Raw genomic sequence first — 14,224 nt, forward strand, 5'->3', positions numbered from 1 at the left:
TGGCGTTATTGTTTCAACTCTTTTCGTGGTGGGTTGTGCTAATCGGCCTTCGCCCTATACTCGCGAGCTTTTAAATAATCTGTGAGCTTCAATGGAACGGTTTATCGAAAATGCCATGTACGCATCGCGCTGGTTGCAGGCGCCGATCTACTTTGGTTTGTCTCTGGGACTGTTGGCGCTGGCGCTGAAGTTTTTCCAGGAAATCTTCCACATCATCCCTAACGTGTTCGCGCTGGCGGAATCGGATCTGATCCTGGTGCTGCTGTCGTTGATCGACATGGCGCTGGTCGGCGGTTTGCTGGTTATGGTGATGATCTCCGGCTACGAGAACTTCGTGTCCCAGCTGGATATCGATGAAGGCAAGGAAAAGCTCAACTGGCTGGGCAAGATGGATTCTTCATCGCTGAAGATGAAAGTCGCCGCGTCCATCGTCGCGATTTCTTCCATTCACCTGTTGCGGGTGTTCATGGACGCCAAGAACATCGAGCCGCAATACCTGATGTGGTACGTGATCATCCACATGACCTTTGTGGTCTCGGCCTTCGCGATGGGCTATCTGGACAAGCTGACCAAGCACTGATTGGCTGCGTCTGCGGTTGGCACGGATGGCGTCCCCTGAGCAAATATGACCAGCGGCATCGCTGGTTTCTTGCGCTCAGGCCTCCATCAGCGAGACTCAGTGTTCGCGTATTCCGCAGTGACCAAGAGGCTTAGCCATGAACTTGCAGGAACTCACCTCACACGCCGGCGCCGGCCGCATCGACGAACTCAACCTCATTTCCATCGAAGGCGGCATCTATCTGCTGGAAGCACGGATGCAGGGCGTCGCACATCGTCTGGTCGACACTCATAACAAGGCATTGCACCTGCGTTCCGTCGAGCATGCGCGCGAGCTGTTGCAGTCGGTGCCGCCGTTGCCGTTCAGTCTGGTCCACGCCGTGGTTCACGATGAAATGTGCGGCGTACACGATGACCTGGATCAGAACGTCAAGATTCCTCTGTCCATTCGCTCGGCGTGGTAGAGGTTACGGGTATTACGCTTTGTGCTAGGCTGCCCGGCCTTTAAATACGGGCGCCCGAGGGCGCTCTTCAGCGGAGCAGTCTCATGTCCGAAGTCAATCTGTCCACAGACGAAACCCGCGTCAGCTACGGCATTGGCCGTCAGCTGGGCGACCAACTGCGTGACAACCCGCCACCGGGCGTCGACCTGGACGCTATCCTGGCCGGCCTGACCGACGCCTTCGCCGGCAAGCCGAGCCGCGTGGGTCAGGAAGAAATGGGCGCGAGCTTCAAAGTCATCCGCGAAATCATGCAAGCCGAAGCAGCTGCCAAAGCTGAAGCAGCGGCGGGCGCCGGCAAGGAATACCTGACCGAAAACGCCAAGCGTGATGGCGTGACCACTCTGGCCTCCGGTCTGCAATATGAAGTGATCACTGCAGGCGAAGGCGCTCAGCCGACCCGCGAAAGCAACGTGCGCACTCATTACCACGGCATGCTGATCGACGGCACTGTGTTTGACAGCTCCTACGATCGTGGCGAGCCGGCGGAATTCCCGGTTGGCGGCGTGATTCCAGGCTGGACCGAAGCCCTTCAATTGATGAAGGCCGGCAGCAAATGGCGTCTGTATGTTCCTAGCGAACTGGCTTACGGCGCTCAAGGCGTTGGCAGCATTCCGCCGCACAGCGTTCTGGTCTTCGACGTCGAGCTGCTCGACGTTCTGTAAGGTTATGTAGCGACCGCTTCACGCTCGACAGATGCCGAGTCAGCCCGCGCTGGCTCGGCATTGTCGTTTTATCTGTCTTCATCAATGCAGTTCACTGGCCGGGCGCAATGCCTGCGCATAACAGAACAGAAACAGACTTCGCACCATCTCCTTCTGAACGCAGGGTTCGCTCGAGCTCAAACTGCTGACATCCAGATCCCCCTGATCGCGCAATTCATCGAGCGCCTCTTCCTCCAGCACCGCACACACTTTTCCCGTCTCGCGATCCAGAATGCGCAGGTAGGGCTGTGGTCGATCAAGCCAGGCATCAATCAGATAAGTCATGTGATTCTCCTTGAGTGGTTCAATGAGAATAATTCTTATCTGAGGAATAGCAAGGATCTATTTGAGATTAATTCGCATTGGCTGGCTGGGGTGGGCTTTGTTCGCGGCCTTGAATCGCGCACAACAAAAAGCCCGTCACGTGGACGGGCTTTCAGTGGGGCAGGGCAGCGGTCAGTGTGTGCGCGCGACCGCAAATTCACTCAGCTCGACGAGGGCGTCGCGATAGACGCTCGGCGGCAGCACATCCAGGCAGGCAATGGCGCGAGCAATGTAGTCGCGTGCCAGTTGGGCGGTGTACTCAAGGGCGCCTGACTTTTCCACGGCATCGCGGATACTTTCGAGATCTTCCAGGCCGCCCTTTTGAATGGCCTGGCGAACCAGCGCGGCTTGTTCAGGTGTGCCTTCGCGCATGGTGTAGATCAGCGGCAGGGTAGGCTTGCCTTCGGCGAGGTCATCACCGACGTTCTTGCCGAGGGTTTCCGCATCGCCGCGATAGTCCAGCAGGTCGTCGACCAGTTGGAAGGCGACACCCAGATGATCACCGAAGGTGCGCAGCGCTTCACTCTGCTCCGGGCCGGCATTGGCCAGGGCTGCGGCGCTGTGTGTCGACGCTTCGAAGAGCATCGCGGTTTTGCCGCGGATGACTTCCATGTAGGTTTCTTCGGTGGTGCTGGCGTCGCGCACCTTGGACAGTTGCAGTACTTCACCTTCAGCAATGATCCGCGTGGCCTTCGACAGGATCTGCATGACCGGCATCGAGCCGAGTTCGACCATCATCTCGAACGAGCGCGAATACAGAAAGTCACCCACCAGAACGCTCGGCGCGTTGCCCCACATCGCGTTGGCAGTCGAGCGGCCACGGCGCATGCCGGACATGTCGACGACGTCGTCATGGAGCAGGGTAGCGGTGTGCAGGAATTCGATGGTCGCTGCCAGCAGACGCAGGTCATCACCGCCAGAGCCCAGCGCTTTGCCGCACAACAGAACGAGCAACGGACGCAGGCGTTTACCGCCAGCAGAGGTGATGTAGTCGCCGATTTTGGAGACCAGCGGCACGCGCGATGTCAGCTGCTTCTTGATAATGTGGTCGACGGCTGTAAAGTCGTCCGCCACAGCGGTGTAGAAGGCTTGGGGTTGCATCAGCGAGACGTGCTCCAGAAGGGTTGCGCGGCATGCTAGGTTGCAGGCCCCACCCTGTCAAGGCGTGACATAACGCAGCTTGCAAGGCGTTGATCGCTTGCGTACAATCGCGCACCCTAACTTCCTGGGCAGCACCTGCCTTACGCAATTGCATGTCGGCCTTCCAGCCTTGTGCAGCCATGCCAGCCAATACCTCTTCCTATAAAGAGCTGGGTGAGCAGGATTATCGGAGATACACCATGTCTTATGCAGTAATCGTTACTGGCGGCAAGCAATACAAGGTCGCCCCAGGTGAATACCTGAAGATTGAAAAACTGGAAATCGCTACCGGCGAATCCGTTACTTTTGATCGCGTTCTGTTGGTTGCCAATGGCGACGACGTGAACATCGGCGCTCCAGTTGTTGCAGGCGCTACCGTTGTGGCTGAAGTGATCTCCCAAGGTCGTCACGATAAAGTCCGCATCATCAAGTTCCGTCGTCGTAAGCACCACATGAAGCGTATGGGCCACCGCCAGTGGTACACCGAGATCAAAATCACCGGTATTCAGGCTTAATTTCAGCCTAATCCTCACTAGGAGAATTGACTCATGGCACACAAAAAAGCTGGTGGTAGTACCCGTAACGGTCGCGACTCAGAAGCCAAGCGCCTTGGCGTGAAGATGTATGGCGGCCAGGTTATCGTTCCGGGCAACATCATCGTGCGTCAGCGCGGCACCCAATTCCACGCTGGCTACGGCGTTGGCATGGGCAAAGATCACACCCTGTTCGCTAAAGTCGAAGGCGTGATCAAGTTCCAGGTTAAAGGCGCCTTCGGTCGTCGCTATGTAAGCATCGTGCCAAAGACTGAAGTCGCGGCATAATCTTGCGTTCAGGGGGTGTGAGGGCCTGACCTTCGCGCCTCCTGAGCTGAAAAGCCCTGTCGATGACAGGGCTTTTTCGTTTGTAGAAGGTCCTGTTTCTGGTGAGTCTCTTGCAAAGCTGTTTGTGTGGGCCGTTGTGGTGTGAAGTCGCTGGTTTTTGATCGGTATCGCAACGCTCATCTTTGCAAGAGCCTTATGAATCTATGTTGTTTGCTCGTCTTTGTGACGGGAGGCGTGCGCTATGAAATTTGTTGATGAAGTATCCATTCGAGTAAAGGCCGGTGACGGCGGTAACGGTTGCATGAGCTTCCGCCGCGAAAAATTCATCGAGAACGGTGGTCCTAACGGTGGTGATGGCGGTGACGGCGGCTCGATCTATATGATCGCTGACGAAAACCTCAACACCCTGGTCGACTACCGCTACACCCGCCATTTCGACGCCGAGCGCGGTTCGAATGGCGGCAGCACCGACTGCACCGGTCGCAAGGGTGAAGAGCTGGTATTGCGTGTGCCAGTCGGCACCACCGTGATCGACGCCGGTACCCAGGAAGTCATCGGCGACCTGACCAAAGCCGGGCAGCGTCTGCTGGTGGCCCATGGTGGCTGGCACGGTCTGGGCAACACGCGTTTCAAATCCAGTACCAACCGGGCACCGCGTCAAACCACGCCGGGCAAGCCGGGTGAGCAACGTGACCTCAAGCTGGAGCTGAAAGTACTGGCTGACGTCGGTCTGCTCGGTTTGCCGAATGCTGGCAAGAGCACGTTCATTCGTTCGGTGTCCGCCGCCAAGCCAAAGGTCGCTGATTACCCGTTCACCACGCTCGTGCCGAACCTGGGTGTCGTCAGCGTTGATCGCTGGAAGAGCTTTGTCATTGCCGATATTCCCGGCTTGATCGAAGGCGCTTCCCACGGTGCGGGTCTGGGGATTCGCTTCCTCAAGCACCTGGCGCGTACGCGTCTGTTGCTGCACCTCGTCGACATGGCGCCGCTGGATGAGAGCAGTGCGCCGGATGCCGCTGAAGTCATCGTCAACGAGCTGGTCAAGTTCAGCCCTGCGCTGGCTGATCGTGATCGCTGGCTGGTGCTGAACAAGTGCGACCAGATCCTCGAAGAAGAGCATGAGGCCCGCAAGCAGGAGATCATCGATCGCCTGGAGTGGACCGGCCCTGTCTACGTGATTTCGGCCATCGCCAAAGAAGGCACCGATCGCCTGACCCACGACATCATGCGCTATCTCGAAGATCGCGCTGATCGCCTGGCTAATGACCCGGCCTACGCGGCCGAGCTGGCTGAGCTGGATCAACGCATCGAAGACGAAGCTCGTGCCCAGTTGCAGGCACTGGATGATCAGCGTGCCTTGCGCCGTAGCGGCGTGAAGAGCGTGCATGACATCGGCGATGACGATTGGGATGAGGAAGACGTGGAAGACGAAGATGGTCCGGAAATCATTTACGTCCGCGACTGATCGACTGAAGTAAACTACGACGCCGCTCTTGAAGCGGCGTTTTAGTATCTAGAATTCGGACTCTCTGGCTTAAGGTTGAAAGATCATGCGGAGCAAGGTGACAGGTGCCCAGCGTTGGGTGGTGAAGATCGGAAGTGCGCTGCTGACAGCGGACGGCAAAGGTCTGGATCGCAACGCGATGGGTGTTTGGGTCGAGCAGATGGTGGCCCTGCATGAGGCGGGTGTCGAACTGGTCCTGGTGTCGTCCGGCGCGGTAGCGGCCGGTATGAGCCGTCTGGGCTGGACTGCGCGACCAAGTGCCATGCATGAGCTTCAGGCCGCTGCAGCAATCGGTCAGATGGGGTTGGTGCAGGCGTGGGAATCCAGCTTCGCAGAGCATCAGCGGCACACCGCACAGATTCTGCTCACCCACGACGACCTGTCCGACCGCAAGCGCTACCTGAACGCCCGAAGCACGTTGCGTACGTTGGTTGAGCTGGGAGTCATCCCTGTGATCAACGAAAACGACACCGTCGTCACCGACGAGATCCGTTTCGGCGACAACGACACGCTGGCGGCGTTGGTGGCCAACCTGGTTGAAGCCGATCTCCTGGTTATTCTGACTGACCGTGACGGCATGTTCGACGCCGATCCTCGCAATAATCCCGAGGCGCAGCTCATTTATGAAGCGCGCGCCGATGACCCTGCCCTTGATGCAGTGGCGGGCGGCACCGGCGGTGCGCTGGGTCGTGGCGGCATGCAGACCAAATTGCGTGCAGCGCGACTTGCCGCCCGTTCCGGCGCGCACACTGTGATTGTGGGTGGTCGCATAGAGCGCGTTCTGGCGCGTTTGAAGGCCGGTGAGCGCTTGGGCACGTTGCTGTCACCTGAGCGCGAAATGCTCGCGGCTCGTAAGCAGTGGCTGGCCGGGCATCTGCAAACCCGTGGCACGCTGGTGCTGGACGAGGGCGCGGTGAAAGCGCTCACCCAGAGCCACAAGAGTCTGTTGCCGGTCGGCGTCAAGCTGGTGCAGGGTAGCTTTCGCCGCGGCGAGATGGTGGTATGCGTGGCGGCTGACGGTCGCGAGATCGCCCGCGGTCTCAGCAATTACAGCGCACTCGAGGCGCAGAAGATCATTGGTCTGCCCTCTGACGCCATCGTCAAAGAGCTGGGCTACATGGCTGAGCCTGAGCTCGTTCACCGTGACAACCTGATTCTGGTCTGAAGTGCATCATCAACAAGAAGGAAGCATAAATGCGAGTCATGAAAGGGCTGGTAGGCGCGTTGCTGATGTTGCCGTTGCTGGCATCGGCTGAAGAAATCGGCCAGGTATCAACGGTGTTCAAGATGGTGGGGCCGAACGATCGGATCGTGGTCGAAGCATTCGACGATCCCAAGGTCGACGGCGTGACGTGCTATCTGTCCCGCGCGAAAACCGGTGGGGTGAAGGGTGGTCTGGGTCTCGCTGAAGACCGCGCTGAAGCGTCCATCGCTTGCCGGCAGGTCGGCCCCATTCACTTCAAAGAGCAATTGAAGGATGGCGACGAGGTGTTCAAGGAGCGGACCTCGCTGGTGTTCAAGACCATGCAGGTCGTGCGATTCCTCGACAAGAAGCGCAACACGCTGGTGTACCTCGTCTACAGCGACAAGGTGATCGAAGGTAGCCCGCAGAACGCCGTGACCGCGATCCCGATACTGCCATGGGCGCCTGCTCCTGCGCCTTGATGCTGGAGCGTCAAATCGAAGGCAATAAAAAACCGACCCTGGGGTCGGTTTTTTAACAAGCGAATCGCTTAGGCTGCAGCAGCAAGGTTCAGAGCCTTGATGTGGCCATTCAAGCGACCTTTATGGCGAGCAGCTTTGTTCTTGTGGATGATGCCTTTATCGGCCATACGGTCGATAACTGGCACAGCCAGAACATAGGCAGCTTGCGCTTTTTCAGCGTCTTTAGCGTCGATGGCTTTAACTACATTCTTGATGTAGGTACGAACCATGGAACGCATGCTGGCGTTGTGGCTGCGACGCTTCTCAGCCTGTTTTGCACGTTTTTTGGCGGAAGGTGTGTTGGCCACCGTCGAGCTCCTCGAAAGACTTGGGAAATAGCTAACAAAATAGGCCGCGAATCATGCCGATGAGTTTGACGCTTGTCAAGGGCGGTTGATGCGTTCCGCTGAGTGGTCGCAGTGTGGTGCCGAGGTGATTTCTTTCCGGCGTGCGACCTGTAAACTCGCGGGCTTTGGCTCTGAGCTGTTTTGCGGCGCGGAGTATCGCATATATGGAACGCGCTTTGGCGCTTCCTTTGGTCAGGCGTACAACCTTTCGATGAATCTACTCAAATCGCTTGCCGCCGTTAGCTCTATTACGATGCTTTCGCGGGTGCTGGGCTTTGTCCGCGATACCATCATCGCGCGCGCATTCGGCGCCGGCATGGCCACTGACGCCTTCTTTATTGCCTTCAAGCTGCCCAACCTGCTGCGCCGGATCTTTGCCGAAGGCGCCTTCTCCCAAGCGTTTGTGCCGATCCTCGCTGAATACAAAAGCCAGCAGGGCGAAGAGGCGACCCGCACATTCGTCGCCTACGTCACCGGCCTGCTGACCCTCGCCCTGGCGATTGTCACGGTGCTGGGCGTCGTGTTCGCCCCGTGGGTCATCTGGGCGACTGCGCCGGGGTTTGCCGACACGCCGGAGAAATTCCAGCTCACCTCAGACCTGTTGCGGGTGACCTTTCCTTATATATTGCTCATCTCGCTGTCATCTCTGGCCGGCGCGATCCTCAACACGTGGAATCGCTTCTCCGTTCCGGCGTTCGTGCCGACGCTGCTCAATCTGGCGATGATTTTCTTCGCGCTGTTCCTTACGCCGTATTTCCACCCGCCGGTGATGGCGCTGGGCTGGGCGGTGCTGGCGGGAGGGCTGCTGCAGCTTCTTTATCAACTGCCGCACCTGAAAAAGATCGGCATGCTGGTGCTCCCGCGCCTGAACCTGCGCGACACCGGTGTCTGGCGAGTGATGAAGCAGATGCTGCCGGCCATGCTCGGCGTTTCCGTCAGTCAGATTTCGCTGATCATTAACACCATATTCGCCTCGTTCCTTGTTGCCGGATCGGTGTCCTGGATGTACTACGCCGACCGTCTGATGGAGTTGCCTTCCGGTGTGCTGGGCGTGGCGTTGGGGACTATTCTTCTGCCCATCCTCTCGAAAACCTACGCCAGTCGGGATCGCCACGAATACTCGCGCATCCTCGACTGGGGCCTGCGCCTGTGTTTCCTCCTGGTGCTGCCATGCACCCTGGCGCTCGGGCTGCTCGCCGAGCCGCTGACCGTTTCGCTGTTTCAGTACGGCAAGTTTGACGCCGTAGATGCTGCGATGACCCAACGTGCGCTGGTCGCGTATTCGGTCGGGCTGCTGGGCATCATCGTGATCAAGGTGCTCGCCCCGGGCTTTTATGCTCAACAAAATATCCGCACGCCGGTGAAAATCGCGATCTTCACCCTCATAGTGACTCAGCTGTTCAACCTGCTTTTCGTCTACGTCATCCACCTTGCACATGCCGGTCTTGCGCTGGCCATCAGCGTGGGGGCGTGCCTGAACGCCTTGCTGTTGTTCTGGCAGCTGCGCAAGCAGGACCTGTTTCAGCCACAGCCGGGGTGGCCGGTGTTCCTGGGCAAGCTGATTATCGCTGTGGCGGTGATGTCCGCCGTGCTGCTGGGCCTGATGCATGTGATGCCCGCCTGGTCAGACGGTGAAATGCTGCAGCGATTCCTGCGCCTGGGCGCGCTGGTGCTGGCGGGTGTCGCGGCGTATTTCGGCACCTTGCTGGTGCTGGGTTTCCGGGTCAGGCATTTCGCTCGCAAGGCGATCCTGTAGGATCAGTCGTCGTTTTCTGCCGGTTAACGTCGATTGTTGTGGTTTGCCCGGATGTGTCGCCTGTCGTTGACGGCGGTGTGTGGTTATAATCGGCCACTTTATGAGCAAGAAGCGCGTTATGCAGCTGGTTCGAGGCCTTCACAATCTGCGCCCGCAGCACCGGGGCTGCGTCGCCACTATTGGCAATTTCGACGGTGTACACCGGGGTCACCAGGCCATCCTGGCGAGACTGCGTGAGCGTGCCGTCGAGCTGGGCTTGCCCAGTTGTGTGGTGATCTTCGAACCGCAACCGCGCGAGTTCTTCGCTCCAGATACGGCTCCGGCCCGTCTGGCCCGACTGCGCGACAAGCTCGATCTGCTCGCCGGTGAAGGTGTTGATCTGGTGCTGTGTCTGGCATTCAACCAGCGCTTCAGCAAGCTCAGTGCATCTGAGTTTGTCGACACCGTGCTGATCGATGGTTTGGGTGTGAAGCACCTGGAGGTCGGCGACGACTTCCGCTTTGGTTGTGACCGTGTGGGCGATTTCGATTTCCTGCAAAAAGTCGGCGCCGACCAGGGCTTCACCGTCGAAGCGGCACAGACGGTCGAGATCGACGGTTTCCGCGTCAGCAGCACCAAGGTGCGCACCGCGCTGGCCGCCGCCGACTTCAAACTGGCGGAGCATTTGCTGGGCCGCCCGTTCGAGATATCCGGCCGGGTGCTGCATGGCCAGAAGCTGGCGCGTCAGTTGGGTACGCCTACCGCCAATGTGCAGCTCAAACGTCGTCGCGTGCCATTGACCGGTGTCTATCTGGTCAGCGCGCGGATTGACGGCAAGGAATGGCCGGGCGTCGCCAACATTGGCGTGCGTCCCAGTGTGGCGGGCGATGGACGTCCTCACCTGGAGATTCACCTCCTGGATTTTACCGGCGATATCTATGGCCGGCGTTTGACGGTGGTATTTCACCGTAAGCTGCGTGATGAGCAGCGCTTTGCCTCCCTTGAGGCGCTCAAGACGGCGATCGATGCGGATGTCGCTGCCGCTCGTGCCCACTGGCACGACCAACCGCTAAACTTTAGAGCCTGAAATGACCGACTACAAAGCCACGCTTAATCTTCCGGACACCGCCTTCCCGATGAAGGCCGGCCTGCCCCAGCGCGAGCCGCAAACTCTGCAGCGCTGGGACAGCATTGGCCTGTACCAGAAGCTGCGCGAAATCGGCAAGGATCGGCCCAAGTTCGTGCTGCACGACGGGCCTCCGTACGCCAACGGCAATATCCACATCGGTCATGCGGTCAACAAGATTCTCAAGGACATGATCGTTCGCTCGAAGACCTTGTCGGGCTTCGACGCGCCTTACGTTCCAGGCTGGGATTGCCACGGTCTGCCAATTGAGCACAAGGTCGAAGTCACCCACGGCAAAAACCTGCCTGCGGACAAGACCCGCGAACTGTGCCGTGCCTACGCGGCCGAGCAGATCGAGGGGCAGAAAGCCGAGTTTATCCGTCTCGGCGTACTGGGCGACTGGGCTAACCCCTACCGCACCATGGACTTCGCCAACGAAGCCGGGGAAATCCGCGCGCTGGCTGAAATGGTCAAGAACGGCTTCGTCTTCAAGGGCCTGAAGCCGGTCAACTGGTGTTTCGATTGCGGCTCTGCACTGGCTGAAGCGGAAGTCGAATACCAGGACAAGAAATCGTCCACCATCGACGTCGCCTTTCCGGTGGCCGATGCCGACAAGCTGGCTGCCGCCTTCGGTCTGCCAAGCCTGGGCAAAGCTGCTGCCATCGTGATCTGGACCACCACCCCGTGGACCATCCCGGCAAACCAGGCACTCAACGTTCACCCGGAATTCACCTACGCGCTGGTCGATACCGGCGAGCGCCTGCTGGTGCTGGCTGAGGAATTGGTCGAGTCCTGCCTCAAGCGCTGGAACCTCGAAGGTTCGGTGCTGGCGACGGCCGAGGGTTCGGCGCTTGAGCTGATCAATTTCCGCCATCCGTTCTACGATCGTTTGTCGCCCATCTATCTGGCCGACTACGTTGAGCTGGGCGCGGGTACCGGTGTCGTTCACTGCTCGCCTGCCTATGGCGTCGATGACTTTGTGATCTGCAAAGCCTATGGCCTGACCAACGACGACATCATCAGCCCGGTGCAAAGCAACGGCGTGTACAGCCCGTCGCTGGAGTTCTTTGGCGGGCAGTTCATCTTCAAGGCCAACCAGCCCATCATCGACAAGCTGATCGAAGTCGGCGCGTTGCTGCACACCGAAACCATCACCCACAGCTACATGCACTGCTGGCGCCACAAGACGCCGCTGATCTACCGCGCCACCGCGCAGTGGTTCGTCGGCATGGACAAGCAGCCGACGTCGGGTGACACCCTGCGCAACCGCGCCGTGAAAGCCATCGAAGAAACCAAATTCGTCCCGGCATGGGGGCAGGCGCGCCTGCACTCGATGATTGCCAACCGCCCTGACTGGTGCATCTCCCGTCAGCGCAACTGGGGCGTGCCGATCCCGTTTTTCCTGAACAAGGAAAGCGGCGAGCTGCACCCGCGCACTGTCGAGCTGATGGAAGAAGTCGCTCAGCGCGTCGAGCAGGAAGGCATCGAAGCCTGGTTCAAGATGGACGCTGCCGAGCTGCTGGGTGACGAAGCGCCGCACTACGACAAGATCTCCGACACCCTGGACGTCTGGTTCGACTCCGGCACCACCCACTGGCACGTCCTGCGTGGCTCGCACCCGATGGGCCACGAAAGCGGTCCGCGCGCCGACCTGTACCTGGAAGGTTCCGACCAGCACCGCGGCTGGTTCCACTCGTCGCTGCTGACCGGTTGCGCCATCGACAATCACGCGCCGTACCGTGAATTGCTCACCCATGGTTTCACCGTGGACGAGAACGGCCGCAAGATGTCCAAGTCGCTGGGTAACGTCATTGCCCCGCAGACCGTCAACGACACGCTGGGCGCCGACATCATGCGCCTGTGGGTTTCGGCGACCGACTATTCCGGCGAAATGGCCGTCTCCAACACCATCCTGCAGCGCAGCGCCGATGCGTATCGACGCATCCGCAACACCGCGCGCTTCCTGCTCTCGAACCTGACCGGCTTCAACCCGGCCACCGACTTGCTGCCCGCCGAAGACATGCTGGCGCTGGATCGCTGGGCGGTGGATCGCGCGCTGCTGCTGCAACGTGAGCTGGAAGAGCACTACGGCGAGTATCGGTTCTGGAACGTCTACTCGAAGGTGCATAACTTCTGCGTGCAGGAGTTGGGTGGCTTCTATCTGGACATCATCAAGGATCGCCAGTACACCACCGGCGCCAACAGCAAGGCGCGTCGTTCGTGCCAGACCGCACTGTTCCACATCTCCGAAGCGCTGGTTCGCTGGATCGCACCGATCCTGGCGTTTACCGCCGATGAGCTGTGGCAGTACCTGCCGGGCGAGCGTAACGAGTCGGTGATGCTCAACACCTGGTACCAGGACCTGAGCGAGCTGCCGGAAGGCTTCGAGCTGGACCGCGCCTATTGGGAGCGGATCATGGCGGTGAAGGTGGCGGTCAACAAGGAAATGGAAAATCTGCGCGCGGCCAAGGCCATCGGCGGCAACTTGCAGGCCGAGGTCACGCTGTACGCCGAAGACGCGCTGGTAGCGGATCTGTCCAAGCTGAGCAACGAGCTGCGTTTCGTGCTGATCACCTCAACGGCCAGCGTCGCGCCTTTCGTCAGCGCGCCTGCCGATGCCGTGGTTACCGAAGTCGCCGGGCTGAAACTCAAGGTCGTCAAATCCGGCCACGCCAAGTGCGCGCGCTGCTGGCATCACCGCGAGGACGTCGGGGTCAATCCCGAGCATCCGGAGATCTGCGGCCGTTGCGTCGACAACATCAGCGGCGCAGGCGAGGTTCGTCACTATGCCTAATGCATCGGCTGGCCGTATGGGCCGACTGGGTTGGTTGTGGCTGAGCGTGCTGGTGGTGGTCATTGACCAGGCCAGCAAGTTCTACTTCGAAAACCGCTTGGAGTTGTACGAGCAGATCGTCATCCTTCCTGACTACTTCAGCTGGATGCTGGCCTACAACACTGGCGCTGCGTTCAGCTTCCTGGCCGACAGCTCCGGCTGGCAGCGCTGGCTGTTTGCGTTGATTGCGGTCGTGGTGAGTGGGGTGCTGGTGGTCTGGCTCAAGCGGCTCGGACGCGACGAAACCTGGCTGGCGATTGCCCTTGCGCTGATATTGGGCGGGGCGCTCGGCAATCTGTATGACCGAATCTTCATCGGCCATGTCATAGACTTCATATTCGTGCATTGGAAAGAACACGGCTTCCCGGCCTTCAATGTCGCGGACAGCGCCATTACCGTTGGCGCGATCATGCTGGCTCTGGACATGTTCAAGAGCAAGAAAACCGGAGAAACCGTCAATGACTGATCAGTTGGTGACCGAACAAGCTACCCAGGAAACACGCATCGGTCAGAACACGGAAGTCACCCTGCATTTCGCGCTGCACCTGGAGAACGGTGACACCGTCGACAGTACGTTCGACAAGACGCCAGCCACTTTCAAGGTCGGTGATGGCAGCCTGCTGCCGGGCTTTGAAGCGCTGATCTTCGGTTTCAAAGCCGGGGACAAGCGTACCCTTCAGGTGCCGCCGGAAAACGCTTTCGGTCAGCCGAACCCGCAAAACCTGCAGGTCATGCCGCGCTCGCAGTTCCAGAACATGGAGCTGTCGGAAGGGCTGCTGGTGATCTTCAACGATGCGGCGAATACCGAGCTGCCGGGTGTGGTGAAGGCGATTGACGATGATCAGGTCACCGTCGATTTCAACCACCCGCTGGCGGGCAAGACGTTGACCTTCGAAGTGGAAATCTTCGAGGTCAAGGCACTCTGAGC

16 protein-coding genes are annotated in these 14,224 nt (G+C 59.2%); 13 read left to right on the forward strand and 3 right to left on the reverse strand.

Going from position 1 to position 14,224, the window contains the following annotated elements; all coding sequences use genetic code 11:
• Window positions 1-91: 91 nt before the first annotated feature.
• The 3 genes from ACQKEN_RS03125 (at window position 92) to ACQKEN_RS03135 (ending at window position 1,723) form a co-directional block, all read left to right on the forward strand.
• Window positions 92-580, forward strand: a complete 489-nt coding sequence (locus tag ACQKEN_RS03125) for a TIGR00645 family protein (RefSeq protein WP_427683572.1) — start codon at window positions 92-94, stop codon at window positions 578-580.
• Between the two features lie 136 nt (window positions 581-716).
• On the forward strand, window positions 717-1,022 hold the full coding sequence (locus tag ACQKEN_RS03130; protein ID WP_427683573.1) for a DUF6482 family protein: 306 nt from the start codon (window positions 717-719) through the stop codon (window positions 1,020-1,022).
• Window positions 1,023-1,105: 83 nt separating this feature from the next.
• Window positions 1,106-1,723 (forward strand): FKBP-type peptidyl-prolyl cis-trans isomerase, encoded by a 618-nt coding sequence (locus tag ACQKEN_RS03135; protein ID WP_122535350.1) that lies wholly within the window; start codon window positions 1,106-1,108, stop codon window positions 1,721-1,723.
• An 81-nt stretch (window positions 1,724-1,804) separates the two neighbouring features.
• On the opposite strand, the gene ACQKEN_RS03140 is transcribed toward ACQKEN_RS03135, so the two are convergent.
• Together ACQKEN_RS03140 and ACQKEN_RS03145 are read right to left on the reverse strand one after the other, a co-directional pair.
• Window positions 1,805-2,047, reverse strand: coding sequence for a hypothetical protein (locus ACQKEN_RS03140; protein ID WP_427683574.1), 243 nt, complete (start codon window positions 2,045-2,047; stop codon window positions 1,805-1,807).
• A gap of 171 nt (window positions 2,048-2,218) precedes the next feature.
• A complete protein-coding gene (locus ACQKEN_RS03145; RefSeq protein WP_237251972.1) occupies window positions 2,219-3,187 on the reverse strand; it encodes a polyprenyl synthetase family protein in 969 nt (322 codons plus the stop codon).
• Between the two features lie 239 nt (window positions 3,188-3,426).
• Between ACQKEN_RS03145 and rplU the strand changes: the two genes are divergently transcribed.
• The 5 genes from rplU to ACQKEN_RS03170 all read left to right on the forward strand — a co-directional run bounded on the left by rplU (window position 3,427) and on the right by ACQKEN_RS03170 (window position 7,216).
• Window positions 3,427-3,741, forward strand: a complete 315-nt coding sequence (rplU, locus tag ACQKEN_RS03150) for a 50S ribosomal protein L21 (RefSeq protein WP_003176051.1) — start codon at window positions 3,427-3,429, stop codon at window positions 3,739-3,741.
• A 33-nt stretch (window positions 3,742-3,774) separates the two neighbouring features.
• Window positions 3,775-4,047, forward strand: a complete 273-nt coding sequence (gene rpmA, locus ACQKEN_RS03155) for a 50S ribosomal protein L27 (RefSeq protein ID WP_037015434.1) — start codon at window positions 3,775-3,777, stop codon at window positions 4,045-4,047.
• A gap of 241 nt (window positions 4,048-4,288) precedes the next feature.
• Entirely contained in the window at window positions 4,289-5,512 is a 1,224-nt protein-coding gene (gene cgtA, locus ACQKEN_RS03160) for an Obg family GTPase CgtA (protein ID WP_282367114.1), read from the forward strand.
• 85 nt (window positions 5,513-5,597) lie between these two features.
• Window positions 5,598-6,716 (forward strand): glutamate 5-kinase, encoded by a 1,119-nt coding sequence (gene proB / locus ACQKEN_RS03165; RefSeq protein WP_074890509.1) that lies wholly within the window; start codon window positions 5,598-5,600, stop codon window positions 6,714-6,716.
• 29 nt (window positions 6,717-6,745) lie between these two features.
• On the forward strand, window positions 6,746-7,216 hold the full coding sequence (locus tag ACQKEN_RS03170; RefSeq protein ID WP_192133166.1) for a CreA family protein: 471 nt from the start codon (window positions 6,746-6,748) through the stop codon (window positions 7,214-7,216).
• 68 nt (window positions 7,217-7,284) lie between these two features.
• On the opposite strand, the gene rpsT is transcribed toward ACQKEN_RS03170, so the two are convergent.
• Window positions 7,285-7,563, reverse strand: coding sequence for a 30S ribosomal protein S20 (gene rpsT / locus ACQKEN_RS03175; RefSeq protein ID WP_037015424.1), 279 nt, complete (start codon window positions 7,561-7,563; stop codon window positions 7,285-7,287).
• Window positions 7,564-7,813: 250 nt separating this feature from the next.
• Between rpsT and murJ the strand changes: the two genes are divergently transcribed.
• The 5 genes from murJ to fkpB all read left to right on the forward strand — a co-directional run bounded on the left by murJ (window position 7,814) and on the right by fkpB (window position 14,222).
• Complete coding sequence (murJ, locus tag ACQKEN_RS03180; protein WP_427683578.1) at window positions 7,814-9,358, forward strand: murein biosynthesis integral membrane protein MurJ; 1,545 nt, start codon at window positions 7,814-7,816, stop codon at window positions 9,356-9,358.
• Window positions 9,359-9,476: 118 nt separating this feature from the next.
• On the forward strand, window positions 9,477-10,424 hold the full coding sequence (ribF, locus tag ACQKEN_RS03185; RefSeq protein WP_427683580.1) for a bifunctional riboflavin kinase/FAD synthetase: 948 nt from the start codon (window positions 9,477-9,479) through the stop codon (window positions 10,422-10,424).
• Between the two features lies 1 nt (window position 10,425).
• On the forward strand, window positions 10,426-13,257 hold the full coding sequence (ileS, locus tag ACQKEN_RS03190) for an isoleucine--tRNA ligase (protein ID WP_427683582.1): 2,832 nt from the start codon (window positions 10,426-10,428) through the stop codon (window positions 13,255-13,257).
• Window positions 13,250-13,762, forward strand: coding sequence for a signal peptidase II (gene lspA, locus ACQKEN_RS03195; protein ID WP_065987672.1), 513 nt, complete (start codon window positions 13,250-13,252; stop codon window positions 13,760-13,762). Before ileS ends, lspA begins: the two co-directional genes overlap by 8 nt.
• A complete protein-coding gene (fkpB, locus tag ACQKEN_RS03200) occupies window positions 13,755-14,222 on the forward strand; it encodes an FKBP-type peptidyl-prolyl cis-trans isomerase (protein ID WP_427683584.1) in 468 nt (155 codons plus the stop codon). Before lspA ends, fkpB begins: the two co-directional genes overlap by 8 nt.
• Window positions 14,223-14,224: the final 2 nt, after the last annotated feature.

The organism is Pseudomonas sp. NPDC078416, from assembly GCF_050268485.1.
In the GTDB taxonomy this organism is placed as follows: domain Bacteria; phylum Pseudomonadota; class Gammaproteobacteria; order Pseudomonadales; family Pseudomonadaceae; genus Aquipseudomonas.